Genomic DNA, 20,869 nt, shown 5'->3' on the forward strand with positions numbered 1-20,869 from the left:
CACAACATTTCGTGAAACAAGCCAAACGCCTAAAAAGGCGGCACGTGCTTGACTTTTTTGCTTCACGACCATGACGCCGCAGCCCAGTGTGTGACCACGATAAGACATTTGGCCGCAGTCGATTGTCGCGTGCCCTGGGGGGCGCCCGGGACGGGACTGTTCAAGAAGGGTAGATGGGGACCATCATGAAGAAACTGGCTTTGTTAGCAACGGCGCTGGCAATGGTATCGGGCTCGGCTCTCGCGGCGGATTTGCGCGTGAAGGCCGTCAAGGCCCCGCCGCCGCCGGCCTTCGATCCCTGGGATATCGCCTTCGGCGCCGGGATCACCAACGACTACATCTTCCGCGGCATCACCCAGTCCAACCACAAGCCTTCGGTGAACGCCTATTTCGAGCCGCGTTTCAACGTCACCAAGGACTTCCAGCTCTATGTCGGCCTCGGTGCGGCCAGCATCTCCTTCCCGAACCGCGCCGCAGCTGAAGTCGACGCCTACGGCGGCGCCCGCTACACACTCGGCTCGTGGGCGTTCGACATCGGCGCCTGGGGCTATCTGTATCCGGGCGGCACCTGCCATTACGGTGCAGCGACTGACACCGCGGGCGTGCCGCTCAGCAACGAGTGCCAGATCAACGCCCTGCTCAACGGCAACGTCATCAAGAAGGACCTCAGCTTCTTCGAGGTCTATGGCAAGGTGAACTACACCTTCAACGACAACTTCTCGCTGGGCGGCAACGTCTATTACACGCCGAGCTTCCTCAACAGCGGCGCCGAAGGCACCTACGCCTCGATCGTCGGCAAGGCGATCGCACCGAGCGCCTGGTTCGGCGCCACCGGCATCGGCATGTACGTGTCGGGCGAGTTCGGCCGCCAGTGGCTGGGCACCTCGAGCTCGTTCTATGGCGTCCCGGCGTTCCCGAACGGCATCAACTATGCCGACTACAACACCTGGAACATCGGCATCGGCTTCACCTACAAGGTGTTCACGCTGGACTTCCGTTACTCCGACACCAACCTGTCGAAGGGTGACTGCAACGCCTTCACCAGCGACTTCGCGGCGCGCGGCAACATCAACGGAACGAACCTCGGCAGCTTCGTGACCCCGATCAATCCGTCGGGCGTCGGTTCGAACTGGTGCGGCGCCGCCGGCATCGTCAAGCTGTCGGCCGACCTGACCGCGATGACCAACCTGAAGTAAGATCTTCCTGTCGAAGGGAAGGGGGCGGCAGAGCGATCTGCCGCCCTTTTCTTTTGGATGATACCGATGAAACAGGACTGGCGGCGCGCCTTACGCAATGCGGTCTCCCGCAACGACCACCGCAGCGCCATGGCGGGCGCGGTCGCCGGTCTCGGCGGCGCGATCGCCATCGGCGTCATGGAATTGTTCTCGTCGGTCGCGCATTACCCGCTGGCGGTGATTCCGTTCGCGACCTCCATCGTGCTGGTGATCGGATCGCCGAACGTGGAGCCGGCGCAGCCGCGGGCGCTGATCGGCGGGCATGTGTTGTCGGCGCTGGTCGGGCTTGCCGTGCTGAAGCTGACGGGGCCATACGCCTGGGCGGCGGCGGCCGCCGTCGGCCTTGCCATTTTGGCGATGTATGTGACCGGCACCTTTCACCCGCCGGCCGGCATCAATCCGCTGCTGGTCGGGCAATCTGCCCTGGACATTCCTGCTCGCGCCGGTGCTGGCCGGCGCGCTGCTGCTGACGGCGTTCTCCTACTTCTGGCATCGCACCGTACGCCGCCAGCGCTGGCCGCAGCGCTGGCTTTGAACGGCTACGCCGCTACGGCGTCTCGGCCACCTCGCCGGCGTCCTGCAGCACGAAACGATCGCCGTCACCCGTGAGTGCGACGTTGCGCTGGTGGAAGGCGTCGAGTGTCGAGCGATGGCCGATCGATATGAGGGTGGTTTCAGGCAGCCTCTCCTGGATCAGACGGTACAGCGCCTTCTCCGAAGGTTCATCGAGCGAAGCGGTGGCTTCATCGAGGAACAGATATTGCGGCGCATGTAGCAGCGCCCGCGCGATGCCGAGGCGCTGCTGCTCGCCGAGCGACAGCGTTCGATTCCAGTGCCCGTGCTCGCTGATCTGCATCGCGAGCTTGGGCAGTCCGACCGCCCGCAGCGTGTCGGCGATCTGTTTGGCGGTAAACGCGCCTTCGCTGGCGGGATATTCGATCGCCCCCTGCAGCGAGCCGACCGGGAAATAAGGCCGCTGCGGCAGCATCATCAAGGACGCCCCGGCCGGTACGGTGACCGACCCGGCGCCGAACGGCCAGATGCCGGCGATAGCCCGGAACAGCGTCGATTTGCCGGAGCCCGAGGGTCCCGTCATCAGCGTGCGCTCGCGCTTGCGGAAGCGGAAGGCGTCCGCATTCACCAGCGGCGTGCCGTTCGGCAGGCGCAGCGCCAGCTCCTTGAGGTCAATGGCGCCGTCGCCGGCCTCGACGACGCGGATGCGTTCGCTGCGGCTGGCGAGCTTGCGCGCCGTCACGATCCCGTTCTCGAAGCCATCGAGGCGGTTCACCACGGCCTGCCACTCCGCCAGTTGACGATAAGCGCTGATGAAGAACGACAGCGCGCCCTGGACCTGGGCGAATGCCGACGCGGTCTGCATCATGCCGCCGAGCTGGATCTTCTTGGCGAAGTAGGCCGGCGCCACGAGGATGTAGGGAAAGATCACCGCCGCCTGCGAGTAGCTCTGGGTGAACGCGGTGATCTTCTTGGTCCGGCTCATGATGGCGAGCCAGTTCTCCACCACGCGTCCGAAGCGGACCAGGAGGCGCTCGCGCTCGGCCTGCTCGCCGTGCAACAGCGCGATCTGTTCGGAGTTCTCCCGCACGCGCACCAGGTTGAAGCGAAAATCCGCTTCATATTGCTGCTGCTTGAAATCGATTCCGACCAGCGGCCAGCCGATCAGATGGGTCAGGATGGTGCCGAGCACCGAATAGATCAGCGCGCCCCAGACGAGATAGCCGGGAATGTCATATTCCTGGCCGAACAGATGTAGCGGCGCGGCGTTCGACAGGCCCCACAGGATGGCGATGAAGGACGCCAGCGTGACGATCGAGTTCAACAGTCCGAGGCCGATGTTGAGCGTGCGATCGACGAACAGCTTGACGTCATCGGTCATACGCTGGTCGGGGTTGTCGGCGGCATCGCCCTGAAGCTGCATCCGGTAGTGGTTGGCCTGATGCAGCCAGTCGCCGAGATACTGCGCGGTCATCCAGCGCCGCCAGCGGATCTGCAGCCATTGATTGAGGTAAAGCTGATAGACCACGACCACCGTGTACACCGTGGCCAGAACGGTGAAGTAGAGGATCTCGTAGACGAAGCTGTCCCAATTGTAGTCCTGGAGCGCGTTGTAGAAGCGCAGATTCCATTGGTTCTGCAGCACGTTCAGATAGACGACGAAGAGTTCGATGGCGATGACCGCCACCAGCAGGCCGCGACCAGCCCATTTGTCCTCGGAGCGGAAGTAGGGGGCGGCGATGCGCCATACCGTGGCGAGCGTCGGGCGAATGTTGTTCACAGATCACCGTCTCCGGAAAATCGGGCTCAAGGCCCTGAATAGATTGAGGAATTAAGGCCTGCGACGAAGGTTATGGCAGGGGCGGCCTGCGGCAGCTTGTCGCAGCTACCGGTGAGACCCTAGCATGGCTGCGATGACGAGGGACGGGGCCAATCGAACTTCGCGAGGTTGTGAGCGTTGGCTGGCATTAATGCAGCCTGGGCTCGCCTTGCAAGGCCGCTCCCGCAATTCGCTCAAGCCTGCGCCCGGCCTTCCACGTGTCCGGTGCGCCAAAAACAAATGTGGGAGAACCGCAAATGTGGGACCAGCACTACAATCCGCTCGGCAACGCCGCGCTGTCGACCATCGCCGCCGCTTTGCCTGTCGTCACGTTGCTGGTGCTGATCGCGAGCGGCAGGGTCAAGGCCCATCTCGCCGCCATCATCGCGCTTCTTGTCGCCAACATTATCACCATCGGCATCTTCACCATGCCCTGGGGCATGTCGATCCGCGCCTCGCTGCTCGGCGTCGTGGTCGGCTTCTTTCCGATCGGCTGGATCGTGCTCAATGTCATCTTCCTCTATCGCATCACGGTCGAGACCGGTCGCTTCGAGCTGTTGCAGCGCGCGATCGGCGGCGTCACCACCGACCGCCGGCTGCAACTGCTCCTGATCGCGTTTGCCTTCGGCGCCTTCTTCGAAGGCGCGTCCGGTTTCGGCACGCCGGTGGCGATCACGGGCGCAATTTTGATCGGGCTCGGCTTCTCGCCGCTCGCGGCTTCCGGCCTGTCGCTGATCGCCAACACCGCGCCTGTCGCCTATGGCGCGCTCGGCACGCCGATCCAGGGCCTGGCAACGGTCACCGGCCTCGATCCCTACGTGCTCGGCGCCATGGTCGGCAGGCAATTGCCGTTCTTTTCGCTGATCGTGCCGTTCTGGCTGATCTGGGCCTTTGCCGGCTGGCGCGGCATGATCACGATCTGGCCCGCCATTCTCGTCACCGGCGTCTCCTTTGCCGTCCCGCAATTCGTGATCTCGAACTTCATCAACCCGTGGATCGTCGATATCGGCGCGTCGCTGATATCGATGGGCTGCCTGATCCTGTTTCTTAAAATGTGGCAGCCGCGCGAGCTCTGGCTGTCGCCGGCGTTGCGCGGCAAAGATGAATCGGCTGCCACCATGGCGCCCGCCAAGCCGCTGGATACGACCAAGCTCAGCCAGCCGCAGCTCTGGAGCGCGCTTCTGCCGTGGATCATCGTCTGCGTCGTGATGCTGATCTGGGGCACCGGCGCGTTCAAGGGCTGGGCAAATGCCAACTTCGCCTGGAAATATCAGGTGCCCGAGCTGCACAACATGATCAACAAGGTGCCGCCGGTGGCCGCCAAGCCGACGCCGGAAGCGGCGCTGTTCGACTTCACCTATCTGTCCTTCACCGGAACCGGCATGCTGCTCGCCGCCATCATCTCCGGCCTCTTGATGGGCTTTTCGCCGGTCAAGATGGTCGCCGAATACGGCCGCACCATCAGGCTGTGCGCGATCTCGCTGATCACGATCTCGGCGATGCTGGCGATCGGCACGCTGACGCGGCTCTCCGGCGTCGACGCCACGCTCGGCCTCGCCTTCGCGGCGACCGGCGTGCTCTATCCCTTCTTCGGCACGCTGCTCGGCTGGCTCGGCGTTGCCTTGACCGGATCGGATACCGCTTCAAACGTGTTGTTCGGCAACTTGCAGAAGATCACCTCCGAGCAGCTTGGCCTGTCGCCGGTTCTGATGGCTGCGGCCAACTCCTCCGGCGGCGTCATGGGCAAGATGATCGACGCGCAATCGATCGTGGTCGCTTCGACCGCCACCAACTGGTACGGCCACGAGGGCTCGATCCTGCGCTACGTCTTCCTGCATTCCATCGTGCTGGCCTGCCTCGTCGGCGTGCTGGTGACGCTGCAGGCATACGTCTATCCGTTCACGATGCTGGTCTTGAAATAGCGCGGCTTGCTCAACACAGCGGTAGGATAGGCAAAGCGATAGCGTGCCCACATCTTGCAGCATGCTTGGCGCATCGCCCCACGTCCAAAGCGCGCGGCGATCCCCATCGATGCAGCGACGCCCTAGCCAATCCCGTCATTGTCCAATAGAACGGCGCGCGGCGCGGTAGGTCTGGTCTTTTCGAGAGGATGCATGATTTCGTTGCTACATACGGCCCGCGCAGGCGCCGCTTCGCTGTTGCTGATCGCAGCCGCCTTGCCGTTCAGCCCGGCATTGGCCGAGGACGACGGCTTTCCGTTCGGAAGCGAAATGCAGCTCGATGCAAACCGCCAGCCGGGCTCGAAGCGGATTCCCAATCTGGAAATCGGCGATGCCGGCGAGGTGGCGCTCGAGCTCTGGTGCAAGGGCGGCAAGGGCCAGTTCTCGGTGGCCGGCAACACCGTGATCTTCGTCATGGGTGCGATGGAAAACCGGACCTGTCCGCCGGATAAGGCTCAGCAGGATGACGAGCTGATCGCGGCGCTAAGCGCTGCCGCTACCTGGAAGCGGCAGGGCGATTTCGTGTCGTTCATCGGCGCGAAGACGCTGCGGTTTCGCATCAACACGAACTAGGTACGACTACTGCGTCGCAATCAGTCCGTTGGCGGTGGCGACAATCCAGCGATTGCCCCAGCGCACGATGGATTCGATCCGCCCGAGCCCGGGAATGGCATCGCCACGTGCGGCCATCTTGATACCTTCGGGGCCTTCGAGAACGGCGGTGCCGTCGCGCACATCGACGACGGTCCAGCCGGGAATGGTCGTCGGCCTGGTTTCGGGCGGCGCGGCCAACGCCGGTTGCCGCATCGCAATCGTCGCCGAAGGAATCACATTGGCCTGGGAAACTGCGCTCGCAGATGGGCGCGGCAGAGACGGCTTGGGAATGCTGCCGACAATGGCGGGCGAGTCCGTCGCCGATGTCGTCTTCCGAGCGGCTTCGATCTTGCTCGGGCGTGCTTCGGCCATACGCGGCGAGGGCGCTTCGTTCTGCGCAACCGTTTCGAGGTCGAATTCACCGGCGAATTGGGGCCAACTCAGGCCACCTGTCCATCCCAGTCCAAAGCTGGCCGCAAGCGCGACAGCGACCAGCAGCATGTTCCGCGTGCGGGCATGCGAGGACTCGCGCACGACCAGGACATCGTCTCGACCGGAGTTCAGGAAATTCCGCAGGGCCGCCGGCCCCAGCGCGCTGGACACATTCCCCGACAAGATGCTTTCAACGGTACTCGGCTCACGCTCGTACATCGGCCTAATCCAAATTTTGGTTAGCCAATGATGTTCCTCTAAGCTGAATCGAATCTTAATTTTCGAGGCGAGCGCACGGTAATTGCGTGACGTGCGGTAATTCTGCCGCGCTACTTCCACACACTCCTGTCGGCGTCCCAGCGCTGGCCCTTGAATTCCTTAGCCAGCGCATCGAGCGCGCCATTGTCATCCTTCGGCTCGCCACCTTCCTCGTCGCCGGTCGAGTCTTCCGACACATGCAGTTTTGCACCGGTGCCTTCGTCGGCAGTCGTGATCACCGGGCTCGAGATCCACAGCATCAGGCGATCGGTAGCGCCGGGCTTGTCCGGCGAGACCAGCGCCGTGATCTCGAGCGTTTCGGTGAGCGCGAGCGGCGGATAGATCGGGCTCGGCCGCTTGAAGGTCAGTTTTGCTTTTCCGGTATTGGCGTTCCAGCTGGCCTCCGCCGGCTTCGCGGACAGCGTTTTGGCGAGGACGCCCGAGATTGCGGATGCGATCTTGTCCTTGTTGATCTTTTCGCCGTCGCGCCATTCATTCGCGGCAAAGCGGATGGTGCGGTCCATCTCGATGGCGCCGCTGGTCCATCCCGCCGCGACCACGCCCGGCATCGATTTGGTTTTGGCGATCAGCGCGGCGGCCCGCTCCGGATCGGCCGTGAGGTTGATGGTCTGCTCGCCGGCGCGCAGCGCATCGCAGGAGATCGACAGGCTGGAGAGCCCGACCTCAACGGCCTCACCCTTCAGGCTTTTCAGGAACTCGAGCGCCGCGTCGAGCTTGACCCGCACGCCGATCGCTTCCGGCGAGACCTCGGTAAAATCCTTCGGCGATGGCGTAATGCCGTCATCGCTGGTCTGGTTCTCGAGGAATTCCTTCTCGCTGAGATCGGAATTATCCGTCGAGGTGACTTCAGTGACGGCCTGGCCGATCGAGATCTGGCCGCGGAATTCGAAGGTGTCGCCGGTCGGCTTGCGCGTCAGCTTGATGGTCACCGGCTGCTTGTCACCGACGCTCTGCGTCGTGCCTGTGAGGGTCTGGCCATTCACGGCGAGATTGGCGACAAAACGGTCCTTGCGGTCGGAACCCTTGGCGGCGGGATAGCAGACGTCGAGGGTCGCCGCGGTGACGGTTTTGCCCTGGCGGGTTTCCTTCAGCACGACGTCGGCATTGCCGTCCATCAGGCCGTCGATTGCGGTGAAATAGCGCGTCTCCGCAGCGCCGGGTGCTGTCTTGGAGGGCAGTTTCATTTGGGCGAGGGCGGGAGCCGCAGGGATCACCGTCAAAGCGGCAGTCGGCAGCAGCATCAGCGCGGCACCAAGGAAAAATCGCATGCGGGCGGCCTCGTCGTCGATACAGGATTTGGAGATAGCTTAGGCCACCGTCCAGATGCCAGGAAGAATCGCGACCGGATTATTAGCGCATGCCGGATGGGTCAGCCACCGGGCTTACTGGATGCCGATTTTTCGCCAAAATAGAAGCCCGTGACCGCTCCAACGAGGCCAATCAGCGGCGTGAGGACAAGTTCAATCACGGCCCGGATCGATTTCAGGTCCATAGTTTCCACATTGCAGGCGCCGCCACCGTGACAGGCGTACATCGTGACGAGACCCGTCAAGACCACGGCCCCGATGACCCCAACCAAAGCCCAGACCAGTGCCAGCGCGATAGTGCCACGAATGGTTTCCCGATCGGCCGTCGGATCGTAGGGTTTCTCCACGATTTGACCAGCGGTGGCAGGTATGGCGCCGCCGCCCGCTGTAGTTGTAACGCCTATCGTGGTGAGATCTTGCTCGACCGGCATCGGCATTTCCCCCAAAAGCCGCGTTATGAGGTGGTTATCCGCGAAGGACCTTCTTGAAGGTCTTGTTCTTTTCTTCGATCAGGATCGATGCGCCGCTGGCTTCCTTGTCGGAAAAATACTTTTCGCGAGCGATCGCCTCCTGCAAGACGGTATTCGCCGAGACGCCGCGCTTGTTCGCTAGTTCGACCAGCGCGTCGAACAGCTCTTTGGGAAGATCGGCGGAAATCTTTACGGGCGCGTTTGCATCGGCCATCGGAAAACTCCGGTTTCCTCAAATATAGGCTGCTTGCCGGGAGGCGTGAAGTAGGACGGCAAAATATCGGCACCAATGGAAAGGCCCGCCACCTCGGTGGCGGGCCTCCCGCTGGAAATAATTGTAGGCAGAATAGGCTCAGAAGCCCATGCCGCCCATTCCACCCATGCCGCCGCCACCGCCGGGCATCGCCGGGGCCGGCTCCTTCGGCAGTTCGGCGACCATGGCTTCGGTGGTCACCAAGAGGCCGGCCACGGAGGAGGCGTCCTGCAGGGCGGTGCGCACCACCTTGGCGGGGTCGATGATACCCTTCTCGACCATGTCGACATATTGCTCGGTCTGGGCATCGAAGCCGAAAGTCTCCGACTTGTTCTCGAGGATCTTGCCGACCACGAGCGAGCCTTCGACGCCGGCGTTTTCCGAGATCTGGCGCACCGGAGCTTCCAGCGCCTTCAGCACGATGTTGATACCGGCCTGGACGTCGGAATTGTCGTTGTTGATGCGGCCGACGGCCTTCTTAGCGCGCAGCAGCGCCACGCCGCCGCCCGGCACGATGCCTTCCTGCACGGCCGCGCGGGTCGCGTTGAGGGCGTCCTCGACGCGGTCCTTTTTCTCCTTGACCTCGACCTCGGTCGCGCCGCCGACCTTGATCACCGCAACGCCGCCGGCGAGCTTGGCCAGCCGCTCCTGCAGCTTCTCGCGGTCGTAATCCGAGGTGGTCTCCTCGATCTGCGCCTTGATCTGGGTGACGCGGGCCTCGATGTCCTTCTTCTTGCCGGCGCCCTTGACGATGGTCGTGTTCTCCTTGTCGATCACGACCTTGCCTGCGCGCCCCAGCATGTTGATGGTGACGCTTTCGAGCTTCATGCCGAGTTCCTCGGAGATCAGCTGACCGCCGGTCAGGATCGCGATGTCTTCCAGCATGGCCTTGCGGCGGTCGCCGAAGCCCGGCGCCTTGACGGCGGCGACCTTCAAGCCGCCGCGCAGGCGGTTGACTACCAGCGTCGCCAGCGCCTCGCCCTCGACGTCCTCGGCGATGATCAAGAGCGGACGGCCGGACTGCACCACGGCTTCCAGCACCGGCAGCATCGCCTGCAGGCCGGACAGTTTCTTCTCGTGCAGCAGCACGAAGACGTCTTCCAGCTCGGCGGTCATCTTCTCGGCATTCGTAATGAAGTAGGGCGACAGATAGCCGCGGTCGAACTTCATGCCCTCGACGATGTCGACCTCGGTCTCGAGCGACTTGTTCTCCTCGACGGTGATCACGCCTTCATTGCCGACCTTCTGCATCGCCTGGGCGATCATCTTGCCGATCGCGGTGTCGCCATTGGCCGAGATGGTGCCGACCTGGGCAACCTCGGACGAGGCGGCGACCGGCTTGGCGCGCTTCTCGAGATCCTTGACCACGGCGTGCACCGCGATGTCGATGCCGCGCTTGAGGTCCATCGGGTTCATGCCGGCCGCGACCGCCTTGCCGCCTTCGCGCACGATGGCCTGCGCCAGCACGGTTGCGGTGGTGGTACCGTCGCCGGCGGTGTCGTTGGTCTTGGAGGCGACTTCGCGCAGCATCTGCGCGCCCATGTTCTCGAACTTGTCCTCGAGCTCGATCTCCTTGGCGACGGTGACGCCGTCCTTGGTGATGCGGGGTGCGCCAAAACTCTTCTCGATCACGACGTTGCGGCCCTTGGGACCGAGCGTCACCTTCACCGCGTTGGCGAGAACGTCGACGCCGCGCAGCATGCGGTCGCGGGCGTCGCCGGAAAATTTAACGTCTTTGGCAGCCATTGAATTTGCTCCTGGAATGGTCCTCATCCTGAGGAGCGGCCGTTTTGCCGCGTCTCGAAGGATGAGTTGTGGAACGAAGGGCCCTTCGAGACGGCAGCTTCGCTGTCTCCTCAGGGTGAGGGGGAGCGCGTGTTACGTCAGCACGCCCATGATGTCGGACTCCTTCATGATCAGGAGTTCCTCGCCGTCGAGCTTGACCTCGGTGCCCGACCACTTGCCGAACAGCACACGGTCGCCGACCTTGACGTCGATCGGGATCAGCTTGCCGGTTTCGTCACGGCCGCCCGGGCCGACGGCGGTCACTTCGCCCTGCGACGGCTTTTCCTTGGCGGTGTCGGGAATGATGATGCCACCCTTGGTCTTCTCTTCGGCATCGATGCGCTTGACCACGACACGATCATGCAGCGGGCGGAATTTGGTTTTGGCCATGACGTCTCCTCTTGAAGTTCCTCTGGGAAAGGCTCGGTTTCAGGTCTGCGCCATTGAAAATGGCGGATATGCCGGGTATTCGAAGCCGCCCCCGGGCGGGACAGCGCGCCCTTAGCAATCTTCGCGGTTGAGTGCTAAACGTGGGGCCGGGAAATATGGCTTGGCGCTGATCCTGTCAAGCAAACAAGGGGGTTAAGGCCTTCTTGAGGCCGGTATAGGATGCTCCCACGGAAACCAAATCGGTGCAGCGGCGTAATTCGACCGACGTCATTGCTCCGGCAGGCTTTTTACGGTTGGCTGCTTGACGGGAGCGGCCAAGGAATTGTCGGGGGAATGCGATGATCAGCTCACGTAATGCGCGTACGGTTGCCAATCTGGCGGCCGCGTCGGCGCTGACGGTCTTGCTCGCAGCATGCGGCAGCATGAGCTTGCCTTCGCTGTCGTCCAATCCGGCGCCCGAGGCCGAGCCCGGCGTCGCGCCCGAAATGCCGGCGACTATCCGCGCCGACGAGATCGTCGGCCGGTGGGGTCTTGCCTCGTTCCAGAATCCGAACGATCGCGCCCGCACCGAGGCGGCGGCGCGCGGCCAGTGCAAGCAGCCCTATGTGATCGGCGCCGGCACCTCCGGCGGTGTCGTCATGCATCTGGCCGACCAGGCCACCCCGCAGGAGCTGCGCCTCAAGGGCTCACCGGGCGGCAAGAACTATATCGGCCCGGCCGGTCCCGCCGGGGGGGAACAGGACCGCGAGATCATCTCGTTCGATGGCCGCGTGCTGATCACCCGCTTCATCGACAAGGATGCCGCGGTCCGCTACGGCAACATGGTCTATGTCCGCTGCGCCCCGCGGGCGTGAGGCTGGCGCGACACGGGTGTTTGTCATGCCCGCGAAGGCGGGCATTCAGTACGCTGCGGCCCCTCAGATGAATCGCTGACGTCTCTGCAATACTGGATCGTCCGCCTTCGCCTTCGCGGACGATGATAGCGGGGAAGGGGTCAGAAACAAAAAACGCCGGCATCGCTGCCCGCGTTTTGTTTGGGCTGCGTTAACCAGCCGATCAATTGAACATGGCGTCGATGTCGTCCTGCGAGGCGTGACCGATGTCGCCATCGAGCTTCGGACCGTTGAGCAGCTTGGCATCGCCCTCGCGGGTGTCGACGACCGGAATGGCATGGGCCTTGATCGCGTCGACGCCGCCCCAGATGTCCATCATGGTGTAGATGTGCTGCTCGATGAACTTCATCGTGGTCATCACCTTGCTGATGCGCTGACCGGTGAGGTCCTGGAAGTTGCAGGCCTCGAAGATCGAGACGACGCGTTCCTGGATTTCTTCTGAGAGCAGCTTCTGCTGGTCGGGCGAGATGTTCTTGGAGAGCGCGGTCGCCGCCTGGTCGATCGCTTCGGTAGCTTCCAGAATCTGCTGGGTGGCCTGTTCAGTGCCGCCGACGACGGCGCCGAGTTCGCCGTTGACCTTGGCCATTTCCTGGCCGTCAAAGCTCTTGCCGTGCAGGGTGGCGATTTCGCGCTTGGTGCGGTTGATCGCGTCGTGGATCAGGTCGAGCTCGACCTTCAGCTTCTCGCACTGCTCGATCTGGGCGCGATAGGTTTCAAGCAGCGCATGCGCATCGGCGGTCTCGCGTGCGATTTCCGACTGTACGCTGGTGGGGGCGCCGGCATGGCCGAAGCTTGCCATCTGGGCGCGGATCGCGCGCAGCTCGGCCATGATCTCTTTGTGCATCGGGCCGATCTCGCCGCCTTCTTCATGCATGACAATTGGCGCGTCGCCCAAAATGGATTCGATACGAAAACGTTTGCGATTGACCGACATGAGATTTTCCCGCCCCTTCCAGTTCGAAGGTGTTGTAGACCAAGGCGATTTAACGTGAGGTTCACGCGCGAAACTTGCATATCGGCGCACGAATACCATCGATTAACCATGAGGGCCGTGCGTTCACGCAAAATAAACGCTACCGGGCAAATTCGCGCGCCATTGCCGGGATGGTGAATCGAAACGCCTGTTACGTTTACCAAACCGATTAGGTTTTGATTTGTATTGTTCGCATGCAGCGGCGTTTGTCGCGCCGCCTGCGTTCCCACAAGTGACGAACAGTACAGAGTACGTCGATGTCCGGAAAAATCTCTTTGGCGCTCCTGGCGAGCGCGTCTTGTCTTTGCTTTGCCGGTGAGGCCGCGGCGATCGACGCCTCATCATCACCCGAGCCCACCGTGATCTACGCGCGGCAGCCCGCGCCGCCGCCGGTGCGCGTGGCCGCCGCCGAGCGCTCCAACATGGGCGGCGGCTTCATCGAATTCCTGTTCGGCGACGCGCCGCAGGGCGGGCGCTATCAGCGCGAGCAGGTCTATCAGCAGATGCCGGAATATGGCGGGCGGCGCATGCTGCTGCCTCCGATGGATCCGCAGCAATCGATGCAGCGCGAGGAGCAGGTGCTCGATCCGGCGCAGCACCGGCTCGATCCGAAATATGAAAAGCAGCTGGTCGAGTATCACGGCAAAGAGAGCCCGGGCACCATCGTGATCGATACGCCGAACAAGTTCCTGTTCCTGGTGCAGGGCGACGGCAAGGCGCTGCGCTACGGCGTCGGCGTCGGCCGGCCCGGCTTCACCTGGTCGGGCGTCAAGACGATCTCGGCGAAGAAGGAATGGCCGGCCTGGACACCGCCGCCGGAAATGCTGGCGCGCCGTCCCGACCTGCCGCGGTACATGGAAGGCGGCCCAGACAATCCGCTCGGTGCGCGCGCGATGTATCTCGGCTCCTCGCTCTATCGCATCCACGGCTCCAACGAGCCCTGGACCATCGGCACCAACGTCTCAAGCGGCTGCATCCGGATGCGCAACGAGGACGTGATCGATCTCTACGGCCGCGTCGGTGTCGGCGCCAAGGTGGTGGTGATTTGATCTACGGTGATGTGATTTGAAATGAAACGGCCGCCCAGTGGGGCGGCCGTTTGATTTTCAACTCTCGCAGGCTTTACGCGTAATCGCTGCCGCTGTCGCCATCGTCGCCGTCAAAGCCGTCGCCATCGTGATCCATATCGTCGTCATCGTCATGCGAAGCCTGGTCGAAGAAGCCCTGGCGAGAGCCGTAATCATTGTCGCCGCCGCTATCGGCGCGCCGGCTCGACGAGCCGATGTCGTTGATGCCGGCATCGCGCGCGAGGTCGCCGCCGGACTGATCGCCCCACGGCCTGCGGTCTTCGACGCCGCCGCTATGGCCGGCGGTATCGCCGAACGCCTGGTGATTGCCGCCGCCCATCATCGAGCGGATGCTGCTGGCCAGCAGCGAGCCACCGACCACGCCGGCCGCGGCCGCCGCCGCCGTGCCGAGGAACGAGCCGCCACCGCCGAATGCCGACGGCTGCTGCTGGGCGCCGCCATAGGGCTGGCCGTAAGCCGGCTGATTGTACGGTCCGCCGCCTTGCGTCTGCTGCAGCACCTGGCCACTATTCCATGTCGGCCGGTTGCCCATCTCGGGCGCACGAACGTTCGGCACCGAGCCATGCGAACCTTGCCCCTGGCTCTGTCCGAAGATCGCGTCGCGCATCGAATCGAGGAAGCCGCCAGGTTGGGTTTGCTGGCCTTGCTGGCCCGCCGCCGCTTCCAGTTCCTGGATGCGCATATCGGCGCGCTTCAACGCCTCGTCCTGCACCAGCGTCGTCTGCACCAGCGCATAGACCGCGTTTGGCGCGTTGCGCAGGCCCTGCATGATCGCCGACATCGCCTCGGGATCGCGCTTGGCGCTTTCCAGCTTGGCGAGCCGGTCGAAAAGATCGTCAATCAGTTGGCGTTCTTGCGGTGTCATGGCCCTCTCCCTCGCGTCGTCGTCGACGCGCCGGCAAGATGTAGGGCGGGCTTTATGTCGCAAGTAGTGGGCGGCCGGATTAAATTTTGGTATGCGACAAAACGCCGGGCGCATTTGTCGCGTCTTGTCAGCTCAATGTAACTTTATTCGCCGCCAGCAATGCCGGAAATTGGTCACCGGCGAGATAGGCGTGTTCCGCCTCGCGCTGGGTGGTGAGAGGATCGAGGCTTTGTAGCGTCTCGTCGACAAAGCCGGGATGGCACATCACGAGCCCGTCATCCGGCAGCCCTTCCAGAAACTCGGACATCAGCGCGCCGAAATTGGACTGCTTTGAAAAATCATAAGCCCCGTCGAAAGCGGGATTGAATGCGATGCCGGCATCGGCGGCGCGCTTGCGGAATTGCGCGCTGAGCATGTCGAGCACCAGCGCCTTGGGCGCGCCGAGCCGTTTGGCGAGCGGCCTGCCGCGGCCGCACTGGCGTATCCAGGCGGCGGGCGCCGCCTCTTTCACCGCGCGTAAAAAGCCGTCGCGGACCTGCGGGAAGAGCTGCGCGTGCTGGTGGCCATCGACAAAATCGGGCGCGCGGCCGAACAGCTCCTTGAACGCCGCAAGCTGCGCCAGCACTTCGTCTTCGATCATTTCAGGCTCGAGCCGGCGCAGCAGGCCCGACCGCAACAGGTTCGGAAACGGCAGAAACAGGCCGCCATCGAGCGGGCGGAAATGCATTGTCAGCGGACGAAACGGCGCGGTCAGCGTCGTGTGCAATCCGATGGCGCAGCGCGGGCTCGCCGCCGCCGCCTCCTGCAAGGCCGTGATCTCGGCGCGGCCGATCGCCGGGCCCACCACCATGACAGAGGTGGCGTTGAGGCGGCCTCGCGAAATCAGCTCGCGGATCGCGCGGTTGACGCCCTCGGCCAGCCCGTAATCGTCGGCGCACAGCCAGATCCGGCGCAGTGCGTCGTCCTTCATTCGGCGGCGGTCCGTTCGCTGGCCGCAGCCTCGCCGTCGGCGCGCTTTTCGGTATGCTCGGCGACAAAGTAGATCGGCCGCGCCTTCAATTCGGAGAGGATCTTGCCGATATATTCGCCGACGATGCCGATCATGATGAGCTGCACGCCGCCGATCGTCATCAACCCGATCATCAGCGAGGGATAGCCGGGGACCTGCTTGCCGGTGGTCAAGACCTCCCAGAGAATGGTCAGGCCGAAGATGAAAGCGGTGAGCGCGAGCAGCACGCCGAGCAGGCTGGCAAAGCGCAGCGGCGCCACCGAGAACGACGTCAGTCCCTCGATCGACAGGCCGATCAGCCGGCCCGGGCTGAAGGTGGTGACGCCATGCGCGCGCGGCGCCGGCTCGTAGTCGACGCGGATCTGGCGGAAGCCGATCCAGTTCGACAGGCCCTTGAAGAAGCGGTTGCGCTCGGGAAGCTGGCGCAGCGCGGTCGCCGCGCGCGGCGACAACAGGCGGAAGTCGCCGGCGTCTTCCGGGATCTTCTGCCGTGCGCCCCAGTTGATCAGCGCGTAGAAGCTGTGCACCGCAAGCCGGCGCGTGGCCGATTCATTGTCGCGATGCGCCTTCGCCGTGTAGACGACGTCGTAGCCGTCATCGATCCAGTGCGAGACCAGCTTTTCGACCAGGCTCGGCGGATGCTGGCCGTCGCCGTCCATGAACAGCACCGCGCCGCGGCGGGCGTGGTCGAGCCCGGCCATCAGCGCCGCTTCCTTGCCGAAATTGCGTGACAGCGATACCACCTGGACGTCGAGCCCGTCGGCCTTGAGCGTGCGTGCGATCGCCAGCGTGTTGTCGGCGCTGCCGTCGTCGATATAGACGACCTCGGTCGCAAGCCCGTAGCGCGCCATCAGCGTGCGGGCGAGGCCGATCAGCCGCTCGTGCAGCATGGCGAGGCCCGCCGCCTCATTGTAGACCGGCACGACAATCGACAGGCCTTTCGCCGCGGCGCTGGCTGCGGCCGTCGTGAGGCGGGAAACGTCAGAGCCAAGCGTCATCGAACAGGTCCCAGATTATCCAACCGTATATGCTACCTGCTGGAGGCTGTCGCAACGATGAACGAAACGGCAGCCTTATTGCCGCAAGAACGCCTCGAGCTTGGCAAATAACGGGTTTTCGCGGTCGAACACGTAGTCCAGCGAGGCGATCGAGACCGTGTCGGCGCCGTGCTCGCGCAGGAAGCTGCCGAGCGCGTAGAGGTGCATCGGCGGGCAGTGCAGCGTGAGCATGCCCGACGAGGTCGGCCCGCCGAACGGCGCCACCACGCCGAAGCGGTTGTGCGCCTCCGCCAACAGCTTGTCGTTGCAGCCGGCAAAGCGGGTGCGGACTTCGCGGAATTTGGCGGCGCGAGCCCTTGCTGCGATGTGGTCGAGGATGACGCGCGCGGTCTCGCGCGCCTCCGTCGACCAATCAGCGTCGCGCGAGGCGACGAGGTTGGCCTGGCTGCGCAGGATGACGCCATCGTCGAGCACTTTTAGCCCGTTGGCAGCGAGCGTTGCGCCGGTCGTGGTGATGTCGACGATCAGCTCGGCGGTGCCGACGGCGGGCGCGCCTTCGGTGGCGCCGGCGCTCTCCACGATGCGGTAATCGACCACGCCGTGGGAGGCAAAGAAGCTCCGCGTCAGGTTGATGTATTTGGTCGCGACCCGCATCCGCCGGTTATGCTGGGCGCGGAAGCCGGTGGTGACGTCGTCGAGATCGGCCATGGTGCGGACGTCGATCCAGGCCTGCGGCACCGCGACCACGACATTGGCGCTGCCGAAGCCGAGATTGTCGATCAAGAGCACGCGCTTGTCGGCGTCGACGATGCTTTCGCGCAAGAGATCCTCGCCGGTGACGCCGAGATGCACCATCCCGCGCGCGAGCTGCGAAGCGATCTCGCTCGCCGAGAGATAGGCGATCTCGACATTATCGACGCCGGCAATGGTGCCGCGATAGTCGCGCGCACCGCGCGGCTTGGCCAGCGTGAGCCCGGCGCGGGAGAAGAACGCCTCGGCATTTTCCTGCAGGCGGCCTTTTGAGGGAACGGCGAGAACGAAGGGAGCGGTCATGCGGCGCTCCCTTGCGCGCTGGACTGGCCAAGCTCTGTCAGCGCCTCGATCCACACCGAGAAGCCGACCGCCGGAATCGGCGTCGGCGAGCCGAGCTGCGTCATCAGTCCGTCGTAGCGCCCGCCGCCCATCAGCGGCTCGGCGCCGTTGCCTTTACCCTTGCCATGCAGCTCGAATTCGAAGCCGGTGTAGTAATCGAGGCCGCGGCCGAACGAGGTGGAGAACCGCGTCATCTTGGTGTCGACGCCGCGCGCGGCCATCAAGCCGATGCGGCTTTCGAGCTGATCGATCGCGGCGTCGAGATCGAGCTTGGCGTCGGAAGCCAGCGCGCGCAGTTGTTTGGCCGATTCGTTGGGATCGCCGGCGATGGCGAGGAAGCGCTTGATGATGTCGAGCGCATCGCGCGGCAGCGCGCCCGCCTTCAGCGTCGATTGTTCGAGGAAGCGATCGGCGATTTCGGCAACCGTTCGTCCGCCGACATTGGTGGTGCCGGCGATCGACATCAGGTCGGCGACCAGCGCCAGTGCCGCCTTGCGGTCGGAGCCGGCGAGCGCGGCCAGCACGCCCTCATATTCGTTGCGGCCGGGCGCGGTTGCGAGCGTCAGCCGCTCGATGTCCTCAGTGAGGCTGACCTTGCGGTTGAAATCCTTGATCAGCCGCCGCCGCCATACCGGATAGAGATCGAGCGCATCGATCAGCGCATTGAACAGCGCGACGTCGCCGGTGCGGACTTCGACGTCCCTGACGCCAAAGGCGGCGGTCGCCTCCAGCGCCAACGCCAGCATTTCGGCATCCGCCGCGGCGCGGTCCTGCCGGCCGAACGATTCGATGCCGGCCTGCAAAAATTCGCTGGGGCGGCCGCCGCGATAGCGGAACACCGGCCCGAGATAGGAAAAGCCGGCCGGCTTCCCCGCGCTGGGCGAGGCCAGATAGTCGCGCGCCACCGGAATGGTGAGGTCCGGCCGCAGGCACAGCTCCTCGCCGGAGGCGTCGGTGGTCAGGTAAAGGCTCTTGCGGATGTCCTCGCCGGAGAGATCGAGGAACGGCTCCGCCGGCTGCAGGATGGCCGGGTGCGCCTGCACATAACCGCCTTGGGCAAACGACAATAGCAGCGCGTCCGCCCAGGCGGCGGACCCGGCAGCACCAGGGGAGGCGGCGGTCGCAGTCATCTTTGGTCCAAAATCCGGAAAAACCGGGTTCTTAAGGGTTGGTTTTGGGTTCCCCCGGTAGTTCCGGGGGGCCGCTGGCGCAGCCCTTAGCATGGCCCGGCCAGCGTTTCGACAGGGATCGGGCAACTGAATTAATGGCGGGTGGCCGGGCCCGGACGCCCGGGCGGTCGCTCCGCGCACTACCTACGCCAATCTCCCAGGGCCGCCTGCACCAGCGCCAGCGCGGCGACGCCGGCGGTGTCGGCGCGCAGGATGCGGGGGCCGAGGGACAGCCGCAGCGTGTTCGGCTGTCGCAACAGCAACGCCCGTTCTTCCTCCGCAAACCCGCCTTCCGGGCCGATCAAGACATCGATCCCCGCGGCCGCCTGCGCCGCCTGCAGCGCCGGCACGGGGGCGGCCACGTCGCCCGTCTCGTCGCAGAACACCAGCAGCCGCGCGGCCCCGCGCTGGCCGAGAAAGCGGTCGAGCGCGATCGGCTCATCGACCTCGGCAAGGCTGAGGATGCCGCATTGCTCGGCGGCCTCGATGACATTGGCGCGCATCCGCTCGCTGTTGACCCGCGAGACCTGGGTGTGCCGCGTCAGCACCGGCTGCAGGCGTGAGGCGCCCATCTCGACCGCCTTCTGCACCATGTAGTCGAGCCGGGCGTGCTTCAGCGGCGCGAAGACATAGGCAATGTCGGGCAGGCGATCCTGCGGCCGCGTCTGTGCGATGATCACAAGGCCATCCGCGCGCTTGCGGCCCTCGATCGCCGCGCGCCATTCGCCATCGCGGCCGTTGAACACCAGGACGTGATCGCCGGCCGAGAGCCGCAGCACGTTGCCGAGATAGTTGCTCTGGTTGCGCTCCAGCGCGATTTTCGCTCCCTCGTTCAAGGGGGCATCGACGAACAGGCGAGCGGCGTTAAAATCGAACTCGGGCATGGCTTTAGTTCCGTTTCCGGGGCGCTTTTAGCCTAAAGCGCTCGAATCCGAGCGCTATTTTTGACTTTCCGGGGGCGCTGCGCCGTGCTCCCGCCCCAATCAACGGGTTGTTAACGGGCGGCAGGAATCGTAAAAAGCCCTCCGCAAATCTGCTTCGTTTTTTGAAGACGTTGGGCTTGCCTGGACCTCGCTGGAGAAAACCTTTGATGATCCGCCGCCTGATTGTGCCGCTGACCGCTGCCGCCATGATCGTTTCCGCGGGCCACGTATTTGCACAAGGTGCGTTTCCGGCGCCGTTGCCCAACCAGCAGAGCGCCTCGCCGTTTCCGCCGGTGAATGGCGCAGCGCCGTCGGCCACGGTCGGCGCGCCGTCGGCGTTCCCCTCACAAGGCGCTGCCCCGGTTTCCCAGGGATTCAGCGGACCGCCGCCGCAGGCCAGCGGTGCAGCCGACGCCTGCATGAAGGGCTTCGTCCCGCTGCGCGAGGAAGCCGAAAAACGCGGCAAGCTGATCAAGGCCGCGAGCGATCGCAAGGCGCCGCCGGATGAAGCCTGCAAGCTGATCAAGAATTTCGGCGCGGCCGAAATGAAGATGATCAAATATGTCGAGACCAACTCGGCCAAATGCGGAATTCCGCCACAGATCGCCGACCAGCTCCGGAACGGCCACAAGAACACCGAGAAGATGCAAACCCAGGTGTGTAACGTGGCGCAGCAGGCCGCTGCGCGCGGTCCGGCCGGACCCAGCCTCAGCGAAGTGCTCGGCTCGTCGGCGGCGATGCCCGAGGCGCAGACGGTCAAGAAGGGCGGCAGCACCTTCGATACGCTGAACGGCAACGTTCTCCAGCGATGATCCCCCTCC

Annotated in this window: 22 protein-coding genes; 7 read left to right on the top strand and 15 right to left on the bottom strand. The window is 64.1% G+C overall.

Annotated elements, in window-relative coordinates; all coding sequences use genetic code 11:
• Nucleotides 1–185 precede the first annotated feature (185 nt).
• Entirely contained in the window at nt 186–1,196 is a 1,011-nt protein-coding gene (locus QA643_RS05870; protein WP_283032255.1) for a TorF family putative porin, read from the top strand.
• A 66-nt stretch (nt 1,197–1,262) separates the two neighbouring features.
• Nucleotides 1,263–1,844, top strand: coding sequence for an HPP family protein (locus QA643_RS05875; RefSeq protein WP_283032256.1), 582 nt, complete (start codon nt 1,263–1,265; stop codon nt 1,842–1,844).
• Here QA643_RS05875 and QA643_RS05880 read toward each other — a convergent pair.
• Nucleotides 1,783–3,528 carry an ABC transporter ATP-binding protein/permease gene (locus QA643_RS05880; protein WP_283032257.1) on the bottom strand — a complete coding sequence of 582 codons (1,746 nt, stop codon included), beginning with the start codon at nt 3,526–3,528 and terminating at the stop codon, nt 1,783–1,785. The two genes, QA643_RS05875 and QA643_RS05880, sit on opposite strands and share 62 nt — an antisense overlap.
• Before the next feature lie 296 nt (nt 3,529–3,824).
• On the opposite strand from QA643_RS05880, the gene QA643_RS05885 reads away from it, so the two are divergent.
• Together QA643_RS05885 and QA643_RS05890 are read left to right on the top strand one after the other, a co-directional pair.
• The gene (locus QA643_RS05885; protein WP_283032258.1) at nt 3,825–5,489 is read left to right on the top strand and encodes an L-lactate permease; all 1,665 of its coding nucleotides are present in this window, start codon (nt 3,825–3,827) and stop codon (nt 5,487–5,489) included.
• A 192-nt stretch (nt 5,490–5,681) separates the two neighbouring features.
• Entirely contained in the window at nt 5,682–6,101 is a 420-nt protein-coding gene (locus tag QA643_RS05890; RefSeq protein ID WP_283032259.1) for an META domain-containing protein, read from the top strand.
• A gap of 6 nt (nt 6,102–6,107) precedes the next feature.
• Here QA643_RS05890 and QA643_RS05895 read toward each other — a convergent pair whose 3' ends face one another.
• The 7 genes from QA643_RS05895 to QA643_RS05925 form a co-directional block, all read right to left on the bottom strand.
• Nucleotides 6,108–6,893, bottom strand: a complete 786-nt coding sequence (locus QA643_RS05895; protein WP_283032260.1) for a hypothetical protein — start codon at nt 6,891–6,893, stop codon at nt 6,108–6,110.
• Entirely contained in the window at nt 6,884–8,074 is a 1,191-nt protein-coding gene (locus QA643_RS05900) for a hypothetical protein (protein ID WP_283034722.1), read from the bottom strand. Before QA643_RS05900 ends, QA643_RS05895 begins: the two co-directional genes overlap by 10 nt.
• 128 nt (nt 8,075–8,202) lie before the next feature.
• The gene (locus tag QA643_RS05905) at nt 8,203–8,571 is read right to left on the bottom strand and encodes a hypothetical protein (RefSeq protein ID WP_283032261.1); all 369 of its coding nucleotides are present in this window, start codon (nt 8,569–8,571) and stop codon (nt 8,203–8,205) included.
• Between the two features lie 34 nt (nt 8,572–8,605).
• Complete coding sequence (locus QA643_RS05910) at nt 8,606–8,824, bottom strand: hypothetical protein (RefSeq protein WP_283032262.1); 219 nt, start codon at nt 8,822–8,824, stop codon at nt 8,606–8,608.
• Between the two features lie 138 nt (nt 8,825–8,962).
• Nucleotides 8,963–10,609: a chaperonin GroEL gene (groL, locus tag QA643_RS05915; protein WP_283032263.1), complete on the bottom strand. Its 1,647-nt coding sequence runs from the start codon at nt 10,607–10,609 to the stop codon at nt 8,963–8,965.
• 132 nt (nt 10,610–10,741) lie between these two features.
• A complete protein-coding gene (locus QA643_RS05920; RefSeq protein WP_283032264.1) occupies nt 10,742–11,038 on the bottom strand; it encodes a co-chaperone GroES in 297 nt (98 codons plus the stop codon).
• A 175-nt stretch (nt 11,039–11,213) separates the two neighbouring features.
• Entirely contained in the window at nt 11,214–11,486 is a 273-nt protein-coding gene (locus tag QA643_RS05925) for a hypothetical protein (protein ID WP_283035114.1), read from the bottom strand.
• Between QA643_RS05925 and QA643_RS05930 the strand changes: the two genes are divergently transcribed.
• Nucleotides 11,377–11,892 carry a hypothetical protein gene (locus QA643_RS05930; RefSeq protein ID WP_283032265.1) on the top strand — a complete coding sequence of 172 codons (516 nt, stop codon included), beginning with the start codon at nt 11,377–11,379 and terminating at the stop codon, nt 11,890–11,892. The two genes, QA643_RS05925 and QA643_RS05930, sit on opposite strands and share 110 nt — an antisense overlap.
• Before the next feature lie 202 nt (nt 11,893–12,094).
• Here QA643_RS05930 and QA643_RS05935 read toward each other — a convergent pair whose 3' ends face one another.
• Complete coding sequence (locus QA643_RS05935; protein WP_283032266.1) at nt 12,095–12,865, bottom strand: protein phosphatase CheZ; 771 nt, start codon at nt 12,863–12,865, stop codon at nt 12,095–12,097.
• Nucleotides 12,866–13,161: 296 nt separating this feature from the next.
• Between QA643_RS05935 and QA643_RS05940 the strand changes: the two genes are divergently transcribed.
• Entirely contained in the window at nt 13,162–13,953 is a 792-nt protein-coding gene (locus QA643_RS05940) for a L,D-transpeptidase (protein WP_283032267.1), read from the top strand.
• Nucleotides 13,954–14,026: 73 nt separating this feature from the next.
• On the opposite strand, the gene QA643_RS05945 is transcribed toward QA643_RS05940, so the two are convergent.
• The 6 genes from QA643_RS05945 to QA643_RS05970 all read right to left on the bottom strand — a co-directional run bounded on the left by QA643_RS05945 (nt 14,027) and on the right by QA643_RS05970 (nt 20,009).
• On the bottom strand, nt 14,027–14,857 hold the full coding sequence (locus QA643_RS05945; RefSeq protein WP_283032268.1) for a DUF2076 domain-containing protein: 831 nt from the start codon (nt 14,855–14,857) through the stop codon (nt 14,027–14,029).
• Between the two features lie 127 nt (nt 14,858–14,984).
• Nucleotides 14,985–15,827, bottom strand: coding sequence for a ChbG/HpnK family deacetylase (locus tag QA643_RS05950; RefSeq protein WP_283032269.1), 843 nt, complete (start codon nt 15,825–15,827; stop codon nt 14,985–14,987).
• Nucleotides 15,824–16,864, bottom strand: coding sequence for a glycosyltransferase family 2 protein (locus QA643_RS05955; RefSeq protein WP_283032270.1), 1,041 nt, complete (start codon nt 16,862–16,864; stop codon nt 15,824–15,826). Before QA643_RS05955 ends, QA643_RS05950 begins: the two co-directional genes overlap by 4 nt.
• A 75-nt stretch (nt 16,865–16,939) precedes the next feature.
• Nucleotides 16,940–17,917 carry an ATP phosphoribosyltransferase gene (hisG, locus tag QA643_RS05960; protein WP_283032271.1) on the bottom strand — a complete coding sequence of 326 codons (978 nt, stop codon included), beginning with the start codon at nt 17,915–17,917 and terminating at the stop codon, nt 16,940–16,942.
• Complete coding sequence (locus QA643_RS05965; protein ID WP_283032272.1) at nt 17,914–19,086, bottom strand: ATP phosphoribosyltransferase regulatory subunit; 1,173 nt, start codon at nt 19,084–19,086, stop codon at nt 17,914–17,916. The genes hisG and QA643_RS05965 overlap by 4 nt, the downstream gene beginning before the upstream one ends.
• A gap of 179 nt (nt 19,087–19,265) precedes the next feature.
• Complete coding sequence (locus QA643_RS05970; protein ID WP_283032273.1) at nt 19,266–20,009, bottom strand: 16S rRNA (uracil(1498)-N(3))-methyltransferase; 744 nt, start codon at nt 20,007–20,009, stop codon at nt 19,266–19,268.
• 206 nt (nt 20,010–20,215) lie between these two features.
• Between QA643_RS05970 and QA643_RS05975 the strand changes: the two genes are divergently transcribed.
• Nucleotides 20,216–20,860 carry a hypothetical protein gene (locus QA643_RS05975; RefSeq protein ID WP_283032274.1) on the top strand — a complete coding sequence of 215 codons (645 nt, stop codon included), beginning with the start codon at nt 20,216–20,218 and terminating at the stop codon, nt 20,858–20,860.
• Nucleotides 20,861–20,869: the final 9 nt, after the last annotated feature.

The sequence above is a fragment of the Bradyrhizobium sp. CB3481 genome, assembly GCF_029714305.1.
Taxonomy (GTDB): domain Bacteria; phylum Pseudomonadota; class Alphaproteobacteria; order Rhizobiales; family Xanthobacteraceae; genus Bradyrhizobium.